Source organism: Variovorax sp. 22077, assembly GCF_052044195.1.
In the GTDB taxonomy this organism is placed as follows: domain Bacteria; phylum Pseudomonadota; class Gammaproteobacteria; order Burkholderiales; family Burkholderiaceae_C; genus Variovorax; species Variovorax atrisoli.
This window is the reverse complement of record NZ_JBQEQC010000013.1, coordinates 149,329-164,493: the sequence shown is the minus strand read 5'-3', so window position 1 is coordinate 164,493 and position 15,165 is coordinate 149,329. Positions and strand designations below refer to the sequence as shown.

15 protein-coding genes are annotated in these 15,165 nt (G+C 67.9%); 3 read left to right on the top strand and 12 right to left on the bottom strand.

Annotation, left to right across the window (positions count from 1 at the left end):
* Positions 1 to 80 precede the first annotated feature (80 nt).
* Positions 81 to 1,001, top strand: coding sequence for an AraC family transcriptional regulator (locus ACTJLF_RS20060; protein ID WP_440883799.1), 921 nt, complete (start codon positions 81 to 83; stop codon positions 999 to 1,001).
* A 50-nt stretch (positions 1,002 to 1,051) separates the two neighbouring features.
* On the opposite strand, the gene ACTJLF_RS20055 is transcribed toward ACTJLF_RS20060, so the two are convergent.
* The 8 genes from ACTJLF_RS20055 to ACTJLF_RS20020 all read right to left on the bottom strand — a co-directional run bounded on the left by ACTJLF_RS20055 (position 1,052) and on the right by ACTJLF_RS20020 (position 9,896).
* Complete coding sequence (locus ACTJLF_RS20055) at positions 1,052 to 1,867, bottom strand: GntR family transcriptional regulator (RefSeq protein ID WP_126186213.1); 816 nt, start codon at positions 1,865 to 1,867, stop codon at positions 1,052 to 1,054.
* A 222-nt stretch (positions 1,868 to 2,089) separates the two neighbouring features.
* Positions 2,090 to 3,082 (bottom strand): Bug family tripartite tricarboxylate transporter substrate binding protein, encoded by a 993-nt coding sequence (locus tag ACTJLF_RS20050; protein WP_440883786.1) that lies wholly within the window; start codon positions 3,080 to 3,082, stop codon positions 2,090 to 2,092.
* Positions 3,083 to 3,171: 89 nt separating this feature from the next.
* Complete coding sequence (locus ACTJLF_RS20045; RefSeq protein WP_440883785.1) at positions 3,172 to 4,170, bottom strand: Bug family tripartite tricarboxylate transporter substrate binding protein; 999 nt, start codon at positions 4,168 to 4,170, stop codon at positions 3,172 to 3,174.
* Positions 4,171 to 4,339: 169 nt separating this feature from the next.
* Complete coding sequence (locus ACTJLF_RS20040; RefSeq protein ID WP_126186215.1) at positions 4,340 to 5,074, bottom strand: Sua5/YciO/YrdC/YwlC family protein; 735 nt, start codon at positions 5,072 to 5,074, stop codon at positions 4,340 to 4,342.
* A 44-nt stretch (positions 5,075 to 5,118) separates the two neighbouring features.
* Positions 5,119 to 5,736 (bottom strand): 3-isopropylmalate dehydratase small subunit, encoded by a 618-nt coding sequence (gene leuD, locus ACTJLF_RS20035; protein WP_126186216.1) that lies wholly within the window; start codon positions 5,734 to 5,736, stop codon positions 5,119 to 5,121.
* A 16-nt stretch (positions 5,737 to 5,752) separates the two neighbouring features.
* Positions 5,753 to 7,153 (bottom strand): 3-isopropylmalate dehydratase large subunit, encoded by a 1,401-nt coding sequence (gene leuC / locus ACTJLF_RS20030; RefSeq protein ID WP_440883784.1) that lies wholly within the window; start codon positions 7,151 to 7,153, stop codon positions 5,753 to 5,755.
* Positions 7,153 to 8,085 carry an isocitrate lyase/PEP mutase family protein gene (locus ACTJLF_RS20025; protein WP_440883783.1) on the bottom strand — a complete coding sequence of 311 codons (933 nt, stop codon included), beginning with the start codon at positions 8,083 to 8,085 and terminating at the stop codon, positions 7,153 to 7,155. The genes leuC and ACTJLF_RS20025 overlap by 1 nt, the downstream gene beginning before the upstream one ends.
* Positions 8,086 to 8,894: 809 nt before the next feature.
* The gene (locus ACTJLF_RS20020) at positions 8,895 to 9,896 is read right to left on the bottom strand and encodes a LysR family transcriptional regulator (RefSeq protein WP_440883782.1); all 1,002 of its coding nucleotides are present in this window, start codon (positions 9,894 to 9,896) and stop codon (positions 8,895 to 8,897) included.
* Positions 9,897 to 10,089: 193 nt separating this feature from the next.
* On the opposite strand from ACTJLF_RS20020, the gene ACTJLF_RS20015 reads away from it, so the two are divergent.
* The gene (locus tag ACTJLF_RS20015) at positions 10,090 to 10,839 is read left to right on the top strand and encodes an SDR family NAD(P)-dependent oxidoreductase (RefSeq protein WP_354426354.1); all 750 of its coding nucleotides are present in this window, start codon (positions 10,090 to 10,092) and stop codon (positions 10,837 to 10,839) included.
* A gap of 69 nt (positions 10,840 to 10,908) precedes the next feature.
* Here the strand turns inward: ACTJLF_RS20015 and ACTJLF_RS20010 are convergent, their stop codons facing one another.
* A complete protein-coding gene (locus tag ACTJLF_RS20010; RefSeq protein WP_440883781.1) occupies positions 10,909 to 11,289 on the bottom strand; it encodes a hypothetical protein in 381 nt (126 codons plus the stop codon).
* Between the two features lie 204 nt (positions 11,290 to 11,493).
* Positions 11,494 to 11,781 carry a hypothetical protein gene (locus tag ACTJLF_RS20005; RefSeq protein WP_440883780.1) on the bottom strand — a complete coding sequence of 96 codons (288 nt, stop codon included), beginning with the start codon at positions 11,779 to 11,781 and terminating at the stop codon, positions 11,494 to 11,496.
* Positions 11,782 to 11,957: 176 nt separating this feature from the next.
* On the opposite strand from ACTJLF_RS20005, the gene ACTJLF_RS20000 reads away from it, so the two are divergent.
* Positions 11,958 to 12,329 carry a response regulator gene (locus tag ACTJLF_RS20000; protein WP_019657465.1) on the top strand — a complete coding sequence of 124 codons (372 nt, stop codon included), beginning with the start codon at positions 11,958 to 11,960 and terminating at the stop codon, positions 12,327 to 12,329.
* Positions 12,330 to 12,398: 69 nt separating this feature from the next.
* On the opposite strand, the gene ACTJLF_RS19995 is transcribed toward ACTJLF_RS20000, so the two are convergent.
* Both ACTJLF_RS19995 and ACTJLF_RS19990 read right to left on the bottom strand, forming a co-directional pair.
* Entirely contained in the window at positions 12,399 to 14,177 is a 1,779-nt protein-coding gene (locus ACTJLF_RS19995; RefSeq protein ID WP_126186110.1) for a carboxylesterase/lipase family protein, read from the bottom strand.
* Complete coding sequence (locus tag ACTJLF_RS19990) at positions 14,174 to 15,151, bottom strand: Bug family tripartite tricarboxylate transporter substrate binding protein (protein ID WP_416492086.1); 978 nt, start codon at positions 15,149 to 15,151, stop codon at positions 14,174 to 14,176. The genes ACTJLF_RS19995 and ACTJLF_RS19990 overlap by 4 nt, the downstream gene beginning before the upstream one ends.
* Between the last annotated feature and the right edge of the window lie 14 nt (positions 15,152 to 15,165).

The following is a 15,165-nucleotide window of genomic DNA, read 5'->3' as shown; positions in this document are numbered from 1 at the left end:
TGGCGACCGAAATGAACGACGCTCGAACGCCAGACAAGACGCCGAACAAGGCCCCGAACGAATCGCCGCAGATCCCGGACATGCAGCGTCGGATGATCGAGCTGGCAGAGCCGCTCTCGCCGTCGGAGGGCTACAACCTCACCGTACTTCCCGATGTCCGGATCCTCAGGTCCGACCGGCCGCTGGCCCGCGCGCCGGTGCTCTACGAGCCCGGCATCGTCATCGTTCTCCAGGGCCGCAAGCGCGGGTTCCTCGGCGACGAGGTCTATCTCTACGACGCGCAGCACTACCTCGCCGTGTCCGTGCCTGTTCCCTTCTCGATGGACACGGACGCGTCGGCGCAAGAGCCGCTGTTGGCGATCTACTTTCGCCTCGACTTCAAGGTCGCGGCCGACCTCATGATGCAGCTCGACGAGCACGGTTCCGCCAAGGAAGCGGCCCCCAGGGGCCTGACGTCGACGCCGATGGACGAACGCCTGGCTCGCGCCGTCCTCAGGTTCCTCGAGGTGATGAACTCGCCCCTCGAAGCCCCGATCCTGGGGCCGGGCCTGGTTCGCGAGATCTACTTCCGCGTTCTCACCGGCGAGCAGGGAAGCGTCATCAGGGCTTCGCTCACCCGCCAGGGACATTTCGGCAAGATCGCCAAGGCGATCCGGACCATTCATGCGGACTTCCACAAGAAGCTCGACATCGACCAGCTCGCCGATGAGGCAGGCATGAGCCCCACCTCGTTCCACGCCCATTTCAAGGCCATCACCTCGACGTCGCCGATCCAGTACTTGAAGACGACCCGCCTGCATCAGGCCAGGCTGATCATGGCCAGGAACCAGATCACCGCCGCGCGGGCGAGTGCCCAGGTGGGCTACGAAAGCCCTTCGCACTTCAGCCGGGAGTTCAAGCGCATGTTCGGCCGCGGCCCGGCCGAGGAGGCCTTCCGCATGCGCCAGGCCTTCGCGGCGCCGGACCCCTCGCCGCACGCGGTGTATGTGGCTGCGCACTGAGGGCCAGGAACACCCGCAGCGACGCAAAGGAGCGCCGCGCAGCAGGCGGCCTACCCGGCGACCTCGTGTACGAACTGACCCGCGCTCAGCGTGTTGACGGTCTCACCCGGGATGTCCATCAGGATGCGGCTGCGTTCGGGCGTCATGGTGACGGTGATGTACTGGACCGGCCTCGCGGCGGGATCGTGCAGCACGCGAACGATCTTCAGCAGGGGCGCTCCGACTTCCGTCTGCATGAGCTTCGCTCGGACCGGATCGCTCAGCTCGGCCGTGATTTCCTGGATCACGCGGCCGAACTTCACGCCCTGGGCCATCAGGATCTCATAGAGCGCCTGCTTGCGAAGCGAGGTAGCCGTGACCTGCTTGCCCAGCTGTTCGGGCACCCACGCATCGGACAGCATGACCGGCGTGCCGTTCATGCTGCGCAGGCGCAGCGCATGCACCGCCTTTTCTCCCGGCGCGAGCTGCAGCAGTGCGGCCACGTCCGAAGGTGCCTCGACCCGCTCGACGCGCAGCACCTGCACCTGCGTCTCGCTCGCCGTCTGGCGCAGGCTGTCGATCAGGGAGAGGCTGGGTCGCGCCCGCACCAGCGGCAAGCGGTCCTGCAGCACGAAGGTGCCGCGCCCATGCCGCCGCTCCACCAGGCCCTGCGCGGCCAGGTCCGCCAGGGCTCGCCGCACCGTGATGCGCGAGACGCCGAAACGCTCGCACAGCGACTCCTCCTTCGGCAACAGCCCCGAAGCCGAATACACGCCGCGCACGATCTCGTCGCGAAGGACCACGAAGAGCTGGCGGTGCAGCGATGTGCCCGGCGCCCGGGGCAAGGGGGATGCGGCGAGTTCGACCTGGGCTTTCGCGGGTTTCATCAACGTCGGTGGCAGGGAGCTTTGGAAGGCGCGAGCATAGCCTGTCGATGGTCGGGTGTTGATAGCAACAGGACAGCCGGCGACAGCATTCATGCACACGCCAGTCTCCGCAGCGTCTGGAATCCCGGCGCCCCCCCGGCACCGTTCCGACCGGGTTGCTGCGGCACCCTGGCTCGAATGGGTGGGACCGGCCCGCCACAGGCATGCCTGCAGCCGGCCTGCTCACTCCAGCGGATGACGCTTGACGAGCGAGCCGAGGCGCTCGCTCTCTTCACGCACTTGCGCTGCGAACTCGGCCGGTGAATTGACGACGGGCTCCGCCCCCGCCGCCGCAATCGTTCTTTGCACGTCGCCGTCCTTCACCGCGTCGCGCAGCGCGGCCACGATGGCCTGCGTCACGGGAGCCGGCATGCCCAGGGGGCCGAAGACGCCGAACCAGTTGATCGAGCGGTATTGCCCGAAGCCGGCCTCCTTCGCCGTTGGCACCTCGGGCAGCACCGCGCTGCGCCCGTCGCCGGTCGTCGCGAGGAACCGCAGCGTGCCCGCCCTGGCATGGGGCAGTGCCGCCGCGATGCCCGTGAAGGACAGGTTGACGTTGTTGGCGACCAGGTCCGACACGACTGCGCTGGTGCCGCGATAGTTGACGACGACCGCATCGGAAAGCTTCGACTCCGCGACGAACTGATGCGAGAGAAGGCGCGACTGGTTGTCGGTGGTGCCGAGCGAACACCGCTGCCCTGCGCGCTGGCAGTAGGCCACGAACTCGGCCAGCGTCTTGACCGGCATCTTGCCGCTCACCACGATCGCGTTGGAGGCCTGGGCCACCGCCGTGACGGGCTGCAGCCGCTGGAGCGGATCGACGCCTCTCAGCCCGGGGGTATAGCGCGTCAAGGCGATGGATGGCACCTGCAGCAGCAGCGTGGAGCCGTCGGGGTGGGCATCCATGACGCGGCGCGTGCCGATGAGCCCGTCGGCGCCCGGCACGTTCTCGACGATCACCGGCTGCTTCCAGAACACACCGAGCTGACGGGCCACCGCACGCGCCACCGTGTCCGTCCCGCCGCCGGGGGCGTAGGGCACCACGATGGTCACGGGCTTGGCGGGGCGCCATGGCGCGTCTTGCGCGCAGGCGGCGGATGGCACCAGCCATGCCATCGCGGCAAGGGCCGCGACCAGCGCGGCGCGTCGCCCTGCGTTCTGTCCTGTGTGTCGCACGATCTTGTCTCTCGTCTTGTCTCTTGAAATGATTGGCGTGATCCGCTGCTCTTCGAACGGAGGCAGTCTGCGCTGAGCGTCGGTGGCGTTCAGTCCAGCTTGAGGTTCGCAGCCTTGATCAGGTTGCGCCATCTGTCCAGGTCCTTTTCGAAGGCCTCGCGAGCGGGTGCCGGCGCTCGATGCGCCACCACGAGGCCGCTGGTCTCCAGGTTTCGCACGACCTCGGGGTCGGCCAGCACGGTGGAGAGTGCGACAGCCAGGCGATCGAACACCGCGGGCGGCAGGTTCCTGGGTGCGAGCACGCCGCTCATGTAGGTCGCCTCGAGCGACGGAAAGCCGAGTTCTCCCACCGTCGGCACGGATGGCAGGGCCGCGATCCGCTGGCGCGTGGTGACGGCGAGCGCCTTGAGGCGGCCGGACTGCACGTGCTGCGCCACGCCGGTGGGAGCGAAGAACGCGAAGTCGACCACGCCGGAGATGAGGTCCGTGCTCGCCTGTCCCGATCCCTTGTAGGCCACGTGCACGGTGTTCATGCGCGCTTCCAGCCGCATCATCTCCGCCTCCAGGTGCGGGATGCTTCCCACCCCGCCCGATGCATACGACAGCCCCTTGGGCCGCTTGTGCGAAAGCGCCGCCAGCTCCCGGATGTCCCTGGCTTGCACATCGGGGTGCACGACCAGCACCATGGGCAGTTCTCCGATGCCGCCAATGTAGCTGAAGTCGGTCGGCCGGTAGGCCACGGCCCGGTAGGCCGGCGTCACGGAGATCGCGCCGTTGTCCGCCAGGTAGAGGGTGTAGCCGTCCGAGGGCGCGTTGGCGACCAGCTGGGCGGCAATGGCGCCTCCCGCGCCGGGGCGGTAGTCGAGCACCACAGGCACGCCCAGGTGGCGTTCCAGGCCAAGGGCCAGCGGCCGCCCGACGCCATCGCCTCCGCCGCCCGGCGGGTAGCCGATGACGAACTTGATCGGCTGCTGCGGCCACGAGGACTTCTGCGCCCGCGCCCAGGGCGCGGCCAGGAGGCCGCCAGCCAGTGCGAGCACGCCGCGGCGCGACACCCGGCAGGGCGGCTTCGGGGAATGGATAGCCATGCTTGTCTCCTTCGCTTTTTTTCGAATCAGATGGCGCGCCCGGTAAGCACGACGGCGACCTGATCGCATCGGACAACCGTCACTTCCTCACCCGCGCCGGCATTTGCGTGGACGCCGCTCCGGGCGAGGCGGCTGGCGAGGGCGGGGCTGCACGCCTGCCCTGGCCGATTCAGGCGACGTTCTGCAAGGCGAACTCGTTGACGTGGCCCGAGGGCAGCGCGGCCATGCCGGGGTCGCGCGGCAGTTCGACCCGGAACCAGCGCTTGAGGACGTCCGCGATCAGGTCGTAGCACGCGCCGAAGCGGATCACCTGCATCGTCTGGAAATTGATCAGCGTGCCGGAGCGGCCGTACATGTGATAGCGGCACAGGCCGTGATCGATCCTGATGTCGGCGATCTCGTGCAGCTCGGGCTGGACGTCTTCCAGCCTGAACCGCGATCCCGTGCCCGAGATGTTGGCCGACGAGCCGAACAGCGGCACCAGCTCTTCGCGCGAGAGCCGCGTCAACTCCCTGTGCAGGGGGCCAGCATTGAGCAGGTTGCCGATCGTGCCTCCGGCCGAGGAGGCCTTCAAGGCGTCGTCGCCCAGCTTCATGAGCAACGGATGGTCCGCCCGGAACGGCCCGATCACGCCGAGCGGCAGGTCGTAGTCGAGGACGATCGCCTCGACCATCTCCTGCTCGCGCTTGCCGAGGGTCATCATGTCGCGCTGCGTCTCCAGGTCGGCGGCCATGGCGTTGCGCTTGTGGCCGCCGCGCTGCTTGGTATCGAAGATTTTCCTGAGCGGCTCCATCGAGGCGCCGCACATGGCGTAGCCTGTGTGCTGTGGCACGAGCGCGATACCGCCGTTCTTGACGACGTCGATGATGCGGCGGGCGTCGCCCGCGATGTCGAGGGTGGGCATGCAAGTCTCCTGAGGGTTGGTGGAAGTTGTCGAAGGCATGAAAACTAGGCGCGCACTGAATTCCAGGCCCAAGCGCGCTGCACGCGATCCTTGTCCTGCCATGCGCGAATCAAGGCGTCGTCGCGCAGCGTCAGGCCGATGGCGTCCAGGCCGCCGAGCAGCGCTTCGCGGCGGGTCGCGTCGATGGCGAACGGTTGGGGACCGCCGTCGCTGCACTGGATCGTCTGCGTCCGCAGGTCGACCGTCAGCGCGGAACCATCGGCACACCGGGCAGCCAGCGCCTCGATGCGGTCCAGCGGCAGCCGGATCGGCAGCATGCCGTTCTGGAAGCAGTTGGCATAGAAGATGTCGCCATAGCTGGGCGCGATGACGGCGCGGATTCCCAGGCACATCAAGGCCCACACGGCGCCTTCGCGCGACGATCCGCAGCCGAAGTTGTCGCCGGCCAGCAGGAACGGCGCGTGGCGGAAGCGCTCCGCATTCAGGATGCACGCCGGATCGGCGCTGCCGTCGGGCAGGTAGCGCAGCGATTCGAACGCGAACGGGCCGAGCTGGTCCTTCGGCAGGCTGGTGAGGCGCTCGATCCGCACGATGACGTCGGTGTCGACGTTCGCGCGCATGAAGGGGATGGCTGCGCCACTGACGATCGTGAAAGGTTGCATGGCTGGGTGCTCCGGGTCAGGCAAGTGCTCGCACGTCGCTCAGGCGGCCCGTCAGGGCCGCCGCCACCGCCATCGCGGGGCTGGCCAGGTGCGTGCGCGCCTGCGGGCCCTGGCGGCCGACGAAGTTGCGGTTCGACGTCGAGACGCAACGCGCCATGGGCGGCACCTGCTCGCCGTTGGCCGCGACGCACATGCCGCAACCGGGTTCGCGCCACTCGAAGCCGGCGGCGGCAAAGACCTGGTGCAGCCCCTCGGCTTCCGCAGCGCGCTTGACGTCCTCCGAACCCGGGACCACCCATGCACGCACGTGAGGCGCGACGCGGCGGCCGCGGGCCACGTCGGCTGCCGCGCGCAAGTCGGAAAGTCGGGCGTTCGTGCACGAGCCGATGAACACCCAGTCGATCGGCGTACCGGCGATGGGCGCACCCGCCTCCAGGCCCATGTAGTCGAGCGCCTGCGACGTCGCATCGGCGCCGCCGCCTGCCGCAACGTGCGGAGCGGGAATCCGCGCGTCGATCGCGATCGCCTGCTCCGGGCTCGTACCCCAGGTGACCGTGGGCACGACCAGGCGCGCATCGATGAACTCCTCGCGGTCGAAGACCGCGTCGGCATCGGTCTTCAGCTGGCGCCACTCAGAAACCGCCGCGTCGAAGTCGGCGCCCTTCGGAGCGAATCGGCGCCCCCTCACATATTCGATCGTCCGATCATCCGGGGCGATCACGCCGGAACGGGCGCCGAGTTCCACCGTGAGGTTGCACAAGGTCAGTCTCGCCTCGACATCGAGTGACTCGATCGTGGAGCCCGCGTACTCGACCGCATGACCCACCCCGGCATTGGCGCCCAGCCTGCCGATGATGTGCAGCGCCAGGTCCTTGGCCGTGACGCCGAAGCCCAGGGTTCCTTCACAGCGGATGCGCATGTGCCTGGGCCGCTGCAGGCGCAAGGTCTGCGTCGCGAGCGCATGCGTGCTCTCGCTGGAGCCGACCCCCAGTGCCAGTGCGCCAAGCGCACCGTTCGTGCAGGTGTGGCTGTCGCCGCAAATCATGGTCAGGCCCGGCAGCACGATGCCCTGCTCCGGCCCCACCACATGCACGATGCCCTGCCCCCGCTCGCCAAGGTCGAAGAGCCGGATGCCGAACCGCTGCGCGCCCTGCCTGAGCGCCGACCACAGCTTGCTGCCCGCGAGGTAGGTCGTGCCGTCGCGACCGGGCCGGGTGGAGACGGCATGGTCGGGCGTCGCGAACACGAGATCGCTATCGTGCACCGCGAGTCCGCGCTCGGCCATGTCCGCGAGCGACGCCGAGCCGGACAGGTCGTGCAGCAGGTGCCGGTCGATGTGAAGCAGCGCCCATCCGTCCCCGAGGTCGCGTACGACGTGCGCGTCCCAGATCTTGTCGAAAAGAGTCCGCCCGGCCATCACGCGGTGCCTCCGGCGCGGCCGAGCACGCCCACGGCAGGCGCGGAGGGATCGATCGCTCCCGCGCCGGCATTGAAGCGACGGCGCAAGGCATCCCAGTCGTCTGCACCGAAGCGCCGGAACGTTTCCGCGACTGCGGCGGCGACCGGCGGCACGACGCGCGTGGACTTGAGTGCAGCAAGTGCGGCGTCCCCGGCTTCGATGGCAGCGCTCAGCAGCAGGCCCGGCACGATCGCGAGCTTGTAGCCCATCGCTTCCGCAACCGACACGTCGAGCACCGGCGTGCGTCCGCCTCCAACGATGTTGAGAAGACATGCGCCGCGCACCCGCCTCGGCACCAGCTCGACCTCCTCGTTCGTCTGCGGCGCCTCGACGAATGCGATGTCGGCACCGACGTCGATGGCCGCATTCGCACGGTCGATGGCCTCATCCAGGCCCAGCATGGCGCGCGCATCGGTACGGGCGATGATCAGGAACTCGTTGGAGCGGCGCGCCTCGACGGCAGCGCGGATCTTCGAGACGAACTCGTCGCGCGTGACCACTTCCTTGCCTTCGAGGTGACCGCATCGCTTGGGCGACACCTGGTCCTCGATGTGGATCGCCGCGACGCCTCGCGACTCGTACTCGCGCACGGTGCGCGTGATGTTCAGTTCATTGCCGTAGCCCGTGTCGGCATCGGCGATCACCGGGACATCGACCGACCGCGCCATCACACCGGCGTTGTCGGCCATCTCCGTTTGCGTCAGCAGGCCAAAGTCCGGAAAGCCGCGGGCCATCGCCGTGCCTGCCCCGGTCATGTAGACCGCGGGAAACCCGGCCTGGGCAACCAGCCTGGCTCCGATGCCGTCATAGGCGCCGGGCGCCACGACCATGCCCGACTGAGAGATCAAGTCTCTCAGCGACCGTCGATGCTCGAAAAGAGGATTTGTCATGATGTCATCATATTCTAATAACAACAGGACATCGCCAACAAGAACCCTGCCCCGGGTGATTACCCTCGGTAATTTCGTCCGGCCAGCGTTCCAAGGGGCCTCAGCGAAGTGGAGAAGCCGTTCATGCCGCGATCGAGGTAGGACTGCGTGGCCGCGACCCGTCCCGCCGCGGGACTGATCGCCATCGTGGGCACCGCATGCCCGCCATACCTTGCAGACGCTTCGTCAGTGCTCTTGTTCGAGCGTCCACAACGAGTTCCGTGCGCAGATTGCTTCGGGCTGCCCGGGGACGACGCCCACAGCCCCTGGAAGTGGGCGCGTCTGCCAGCGTGGCGCCGCCTGATACAATGGCGGCTCGCTCACACCTGTTGAGCGTTGCCTGGCCAGGCAAGCCGAATCTCACGGCAGCGCGTCGAAGTCACTACGACGAGAAAAACAACAATGACTTCATGCAAAAGAATTTGCCGTAGCGTGGACCGCGTAAGAGTTCACGACCACATTCCCGAAGCCGCCCCTCGAGGCGGCTTTTTCATGCGTGAGCCGCCGCTCCGGACAGGTGTTCTGCAGCCATGACCCTGTCTTTCCCGCTTTCCGGAGACCGCCGACTCGGGCGCGCCCCGCCCTGCGAACCGACGTGGCAGCCGAATCGATCAGCTCAACAGGCTTGCATCCGTCGGCACCTTGAGAACGGTCACTGCGAACGCGGCCCGCTCGAAGCCTCTATCACTCGCCGTTGGCGCATGACAGTTCGAGAACCCGAGCGCGGCAGGCTGCACACAGGCGGTGAAAGCTCTGTATGCGCACTCGGATCACTGGACCGGACGCTGGCCAGCGCCCGTCACGTGCCGCGTGCGTGCCCCCGAGGAAGAGGCGGAGGACGAGGATGCCGTATCGGCAAGAGACCTTGCGCCCTTCAGCCGCGAAGGAAAAACCTCGACCAGCCAATCGATGAAGACCCGCAGCCGATGGGTGACATGCCGGGTCTGCGGGTAGACGACATGGAAGGGATAGGGCGCCGGCCGCCAGGGTTTCAGGATCTCCACCAGCGAGCCGTCTCGCAGCGACGCATCGGCCGCATAGGTGAATGTCTGCACGATCCCCAGACCGGCCACGCAGGCGGCCAGGTGTGCGTTGCTTTCGTTGACGCCCATGCGATGCTCGACCTTGATCTCGATCTTCTCGCCGGCGCGCTCGAAGCGAAACGGCATGGCACGGCCCGTCTGGCTGGACACATAGCTCACCAGGCGGTGGCCGTTCCTGAGTTCTTCCGGGTAGGCAGGCGTGCCGAACTGCTTGAGATAGCTTCGCGTGGCGCAGGTGATGAGCTCTGCATTGCCCAGGTGCCGGGCCACGAGCGATGAACTGTCCAGCGGGCCGCCGCGGATCACGCAGTCGACGTTGTCGCCGATCAGGTCCACCGGGCGGTCGGATACGCCCAGGTCGATGCGGATGTCGGGATAGCGCGCCACGAAATCCGGCAGCAGCGGAATGAGCACGTCGCGCGCGGTGGATCCGCCGACGTCGATGCGCAGATGGCCGCGCGGCCTGCCTCGGGCGAGATTGAACGAGGCATCGATGTCCTCGAGGTCGCGCAGGATGCGCGTGCACTTGGCGTGGTAGTCCTGGCCTTCTGGCGTCACCGTCACGCGGCGGGTGGTGCGCTGCAGCAGCGACACCCCGAGATGGGCCTCCAGCTCGCGCACCAGCTTGCTCACCGTGGCGATGGGCATGTCGAGCGAGTCGGCTGCGCGCGTGAACCCGCCGGCTTCCACCACGCGGGCGAAGGCGCGCATCGCCAGCAGTTGGTCCATGGGCACTCCTTGCTGCGGAACAAGCCCTCGATTATCCATGTACATGGATAGTCATTCCATTCCGCGCCCTTTTTCATTCAATGAGCGAAGCCTACATTTCCTCCATGCCCCAGCGAAGAGCCGCTGCAGAAGTGCAGCGCAACGTCGCGAGGCATCGATTCCATCCTCATCCATTCATGAAACGGAGCACACCATGAACAAGCAACTCGAAGGCAAGATCGCCCTCGTCACCGGCGGCAGCAGCGGCATCGGCCTCGGTGCCGCGAAGGAACTCGCGGCGCAGGGCGCGCGCGTCTTCATCACCGGCCGTCGCCAGCAGGAACTGGACGCGGCGGTCGAACAGATCGGCTCCTCGGCCACGGCGCTGCGCGCCGACGCATCGGTGCTGTCGGACCTCGATGCCGTCTATGCCCACATCGCGAAGACGGCCGGGCGGCTGGACATCCTTTTCGCCAATGCCGGCGGCGGCGACATGATGCCGCTGGGCGCGATCACCGAAGAGCACTTCGACCGCATCTTCGGCACCAACGTGCGGGGCGTGCTGTTCACGGTGCAGAAGGCGCTGCCCTTGCTGAGCAACGGGGCCTCGGTGATCCTCACCTCTTCCACCACCTCCATCCAGGGCACGGCCAGCTTCAGCGTCTACAGCGCGAGCAAGGCGGCGGTGCGCAACTTCGCGCGCTCCTGGGCCCTGGACCTCAAGGACCGCGGCATCCGCGTGAACGCCGTGAGTCCCGGCCCGGTCCGCACGCCCGGCCTGGGCGGCCTCGTGCCCGAGGAGGCGCGCCAGGGGCTCTTCGACCACCTGGCATCACAGGTGCCACTGGGCCGCCTGGGCGAGCCTGGCGAGATCGGCAAGGCCGTCGCCTTCCTCGCTTCCGACGCCGCGAGCTTCGTCAACGGCATCGAGCTGTTCGTCGACGGCGGCATGGCGCAGGTCTGAGGCGGCCCTGGCACCTGGAGTGCCCCAGGGCGAACGCGTACGCGCCGTCGGCATCGGCGCGACGCCCGCCTAACTCGCGCTGAAGATGTCTGCGAACGCCTGGAAATCCCAGTGGCCGTCGTTGTGCGTGTAGACGGCCGTGAACTCGTTGTTCACGCCCCGGGACCAGAAGTGCAGCCCGAGGCGTCCTCGATAGAGGATGACCTGTGCCAGGTCGGCATCGATCTCGCCGAGTGCGTCGACCATCGCATCGACGTGCGGCAGCACGGCCTCCAGCGTGGGCATGACCGCGCGCTCCAACTCTTCTCGATCAACGGCATACACCTGAACCGTGACCTCGTCCCCCGATCCGCGAAAGAGATCGGCGTTGAATTCCCGGCGCCCATCGGAGTCGGGCTCGTCATCGGCTGGGTGGAAGCCCTGCTGGCGAAGTTCGGCGAGATAGTCCATCGGCGATCGCAGAGTTTGTATATGGAGTGATCCCCGAGGACGTTACCGCAGTTCTCCCGGGACCGCGTGGGGTCGGCTGCGAAGCATCGAAAGATAAGAAGTGGGCGGGGTCGAGAAACGACGTGCATTCGTGCTTCATGCCGAGCTCAGGGCACATCTGGAGCCCGTGCCGCGCGCCGCAGGGGCACAGCGGCTCGCGAGGCGCTACGCGGTGGAACGCCTGGACAGCTCTTCGCGCAATGTCTCGTTCACCTTCTGGAGGTCGGCCGCGGACTCACTGAGCTGCTTCTCGAGCTGCTCTGTCCGCTCGACGGCCCTGTCGACTTCCGGTGTCAGCGTTTCCTTGGGAATGTCGCTGTCGAGCACCGCGTGCACCACGGCCAGTTCTTCTGCAACTTCCTGAACGGCATCTGTCGCCTGCGTGTTCTCTTGCAAGGCCTTCGCGATGCGCGAAGGATCTTCCTGCGCAGGCCTGGAGGTCTGGGATGTCATGCGGCTCCTCGTCGTTCAACACTCCTTGATCCTATTCAAAAGAGGCCGAAGGTAAAGACAGGCAGGCCAAGTCGCGACGACGGCCTACACGCCATGTGAGACTTCTCGGTACCAATTGCGGGCAGTCAGTCCTATTGATGCCCACAACCTCATCTGCGCTTCCCCGCGCCACCGTGATGCCGCTTTCCACCGTGCTCGTCGAGGACAGCATCACGATCAGGGAAAACCTGATCCCCGCCCTGGAAGAGCTCGCGGACGCCGAGGTCGTCGGCGTTGCCGAAACCGCGACCGAAGCCGTCGCGCTTCTGGAAGACCTGGGCGATGCCTGGCAGCTGGCGGTGGTCGACCTGTTCCTGCGGGAGGGATCCGGCCTGACGGTGCTGCGAGCAGGTCAGGACCGCCGTCCGCACCAGCGCATGGTGGTTCTCACGAACTACCCAACGCCTGAGATGCGACGCCGATGCGCGGAGTTGCGCGCCGACGCATTGTTCGACAAGTCCAGGGAGCTGGATCTGTTCTTCGATTGGTGCAAAGGCATTGCGCCCTGAAAGACCGATCGCCGGCCGCCACGCAAATCCCGCCGGCCAAGCGCCAGTCGATCCCGAGGGTCCGCGCCTTCACGGCGTGCGCACGGAGATCACCTTCCGCATCGGCCCCGCATCGAAGACCAGCCGCGACGGCCACGCCGGCCAAACCACGCCCAGGGCCGGATCGTCCGGTCTGCCCTGGCGGGCGAAGGCGCCGAGGCTGCGCATCATCGCGTCCGAGAGCGCGAGCCGGCCCGGCGCGTTGGCACGCGTGAACGCGAAGCGTGCATACAGCGACGGGCTGAAGTTGCCGAACACGAAGGGCAGATCGAAGGTGTGGGCGGCGCCGAAGATCCGGTCGAAGGGCGCTGGCAACTCGTCCCACTCGAACTCGTAGGCCCACACGGCCTCCTGCCGCGTGCGCAATGCATTGAGCATGTCGTCGCGGATGGCTGCGAACCAGAGACGATCGAGCTGCGCGGTGCGTGCGTCGAAGCCGGTGGCCGGGGTGTCCACCGGCAGGAAGGCCGCGGGAATCCATTGGGCCACCGTGGTCTGCGGTGGGGCCTCCGGGTCGTAGCGCCATGCAAGGGAGAACACCTGCGCGTCGCTCAGCAGCCGGCCGCTGCGGCCACCCAGGTCAGCGCTCAGCGCGAAGAGTTGGGGAAAAAGCTTGGTTTCGTCGCGCGTGTGGCCGGCGAGCACGGGCACCCGCAGGTAACGGCCTTCGCGCACGGCGCCGATCGGGTCGGAGGCCAGCACCCAGCCGTCGGGGATCGGGTTGGAGGCGGCCATGCCGCGAGCGGTCAGGCGCGTGCGCACCACCTCGAGCAAAGCATCCGGCGCAAGCGTGCGCAGCCATGCCGCCGTGGATGCGGCGCCTTCGGCGGCAACAAGGCGACGCGCCTGTGCTTCGTCGGCCGCGCGACCAGCGGCGACCAGCGCATCGAGCACCAGGGCCTCGCCGCGCGCGGCCCACACGGGCGCGGGCAGCACGGCGGGGATGCCGCCACGCGGCAAGGTTGCAGCCGTCGACAGGCCGCCGCTCATCGCCACGACGCGATGAAACAGCGGCTGCGGGCGCGCCGCCACCATCGGGGAAGTCAACAGCGCATAGACATTCACCGCGCCGGCCGATTGCCCCATGAGCGTGACGCGGTCCGGGTCGCCACCGAATGCCGCGACGTTGCCGGCCACGAATTCGAGCGCCTTGGCGATGTCCAGCAGCGCGAAGTTGCCCGAGTCTTCGTCGCGCCGGCCGGTCTTGAGCGCTGCAGCATCGAGGAAGCCGAAGATGCCCAGGCGGTAGTTGACCGAGATCACGACGGCGTCCTCGTGGCGGGCGAGTTCCGCGCCGTCGTACACCGGGTCGGCCGTGTAGCCGGTGATGTTGCTGCCGCCGTGCACGAACACGATCACCGGCCGCGGCGCGGTGGCGCGCGATGCGGGCGTCCAGATGTTGAGGTACAGGCAGTCCTCCGAGCCGACCGTGCGGCCCAGGGCAGTGCCGACGGTTTCGTCGTAGCGGTTGTTCAAGCCCGGGCCGTAGAGCCGCTGCGTCTGCACGCAGGCCGGCGCGAAGGCGGTCGCGCGCCTTGCGGCGGTCCAGGGCTGCGGATCCTGCGGCGCACGCCAGCGCAATGCACCGACCGGCGGCTGCGCATAAGGCACGCCCTTCCAGCTCCAGGTGCCGTTCGCGGCCGCGTCGTCGAGCCCGATGACCGGCCCGTAGCTCGTCAGCCGACGCAGTCCGCCGCCGTCTCCCGGCGCAATGGCCGCGCAGCCGCAAAGCAGCCCCGACGCCAGCAGGACGATCAGGCCGGCAAGCCTGGCCGGCCCGCCGACGATGCGAAACAGCGTGCGCATCATTCGGCCGTGATGTGGGCGGCTTCGATGATCTGCGCCCACTTGCGCGTCTCGCCAGCCATGAAGGCGGTGAATTCCGCGGGGCTGCTGCCACGCAGCTGCAGGCCCACGGCCTCGGCCTTGCGCCGCACCTCGCCGTCGGCCAGGGCGGCCCGGAGATCCGCACTCAGACGACCGATCACGTCGGCCGGAGTGCCCGCGGGCGCGAGAAGGCCATACCAGCCATAACCCACCACGTTCGCCAGGCCTTGTTCGCGCAAGGTCGGCGCGTCGGGGTAAAGCTGCGTGCGTTCCTCGTTGGCCACCCCCAGCACGCGCAGCTTGCCGGCCTGGATGTGGGGCACGGCGGTGGAGATGGCCGTCAGCGTGCCGTCGATGCGGCCGGCCAGCAGTTCGGTGTAGGCGGGCGCATCGCCGCGGTACTGCACCACGATGCCCTTCACGCCGGCCGCGCGCAGCAGCAGCTCGGCGGTGAGATGCGGCGCCGAGCCGGCGCCGGGGGAGCCGAAGGTCGCGCCCTTGGGGTTGTCCTTGGCGTAGCGGATGAATTCGGCCAGCGTCTTGTACGGCGCCTGCGCGTTGACGACGAGGAACAGCGGCGCGATGGCGGTACTGCCGATCGCGGCGAAGCTCTTGTGCACGTCGTAGGGCAGGTCCTTGTAGAGCGCCTCGCCGATGGCGATCGGCGCGGCCGCGTGCAGCAGCGTGTAGCCGTCGGGCGCTGCCTTGGCCACGTAGTCGTTGGCAATGCGCGTGCCCGCGCCGGCCTTGTTCTCGACCACGATACCCTGGCCCAGGCGGCGCGAGAGGTAGTCGCCGAGCACGCGCGTGAGAATGTCGTTCGACCCGCCGGCGCCGTATGGCGAGACCATGCGGATCGGCCGCTGCGGCCAGGGCTGCGCGAGCGAGGGCACGCTCCAGGGAAGTGCGAGCCCGGCGGCAGCCGAGGCGAGCAGGCGTCGGCGTTGGATGGCCATGGTGGTTGTCTCCG

Coding starts and splice junctions, on each gene's coding strand:
- ACTJLF_RS20060 (WP_440883799.1), top strand. CDS start 81: ATGCAGCGTCGGATGATCGAGCTGGCAGAGCCGCTCTCGCCGTCGGAG.
- ACTJLF_RS20055 (WP_126186213.1), bottom strand. CDS start 1,867: ATGAAACCCGCGAAAGCCCAGGTCGAACTCGCCGCATCCCCCTTGCCC.
- ACTJLF_RS20045 (WP_440883785.1), bottom strand. CDS start 4,170: ATGGCTATCCATTCCCCGAAGCCGCCCTGCCGGGTGTCGCGCCGCGGC.
- ACTJLF_RS20040 (WP_126186215.1), bottom strand. CDS start 5,074: ATGCCCACCCTCGACATCGCGGGCGACGCCCGCCGCATCATCGACGTC.
- leuD (WP_126186216.1), bottom strand. CDS start 5,736: ATGCAACCTTTCACGATCGTCAGTGGCGCAGCCATCCCCTTCATGCGC.
- leuC (WP_440883784.1), bottom strand. CDS start 7,153: ATGGCCGGGCGGACTCTTTTCGACAAGATCTGGGACGCGCACGTCGTA.
- ACTJLF_RS20025 (WP_440883783.1), bottom strand. CDS start 8,085: ATGACAAATCCTCTTTTCGAGCATCGACGGTCGCTGAGAGACTTGATC.
- ACTJLF_RS20020 (WP_440883782.1), bottom strand. CDS start 9,896: ATGGACCAACTGCTGGCGATGCGCGCCTTCGCCCGCGTGGTGGAAGCC.
- ACTJLF_RS20015 (WP_354426354.1), top strand. CDS start 10,090: ATGAACAAGCAACTCGAAGGCAAGATCGCCCTCGTCACCGGCGGCAGC.
- ACTJLF_RS20010 (WP_440883781.1), bottom strand. CDS start 11,289: ATGGACTATCTCGCCGAACTTCGCCAGCAGGGCTTCCACCCAGCCGAT.
- ACTJLF_RS20005 (WP_440883780.1), bottom strand. CDS start 11,781: ATGACATCCCAGACCTCCAGGCCTGCGCAGGAAGATCCTTCGCGCATC.
- ACTJLF_RS20000 (WP_019657465.1), top strand. CDS start 11,958: ATGCCGCTTTCCACCGTGCTCGTCGAGGACAGCATCACGATCAGGGAA.
- ACTJLF_RS19995 (WP_126186110.1), bottom strand. CDS start 14,177: ATGATGCGCACGCTGTTTCGCATCGTCGGCGGGCCGGCCAGGCTTGCC.
- ACTJLF_RS19990 (WP_416492086.1), bottom strand. CDS start 15,151: ATGGCCATCCAACGCCGACGCCTGCTCGCCTCGGCTGCCGCCGGGCTC.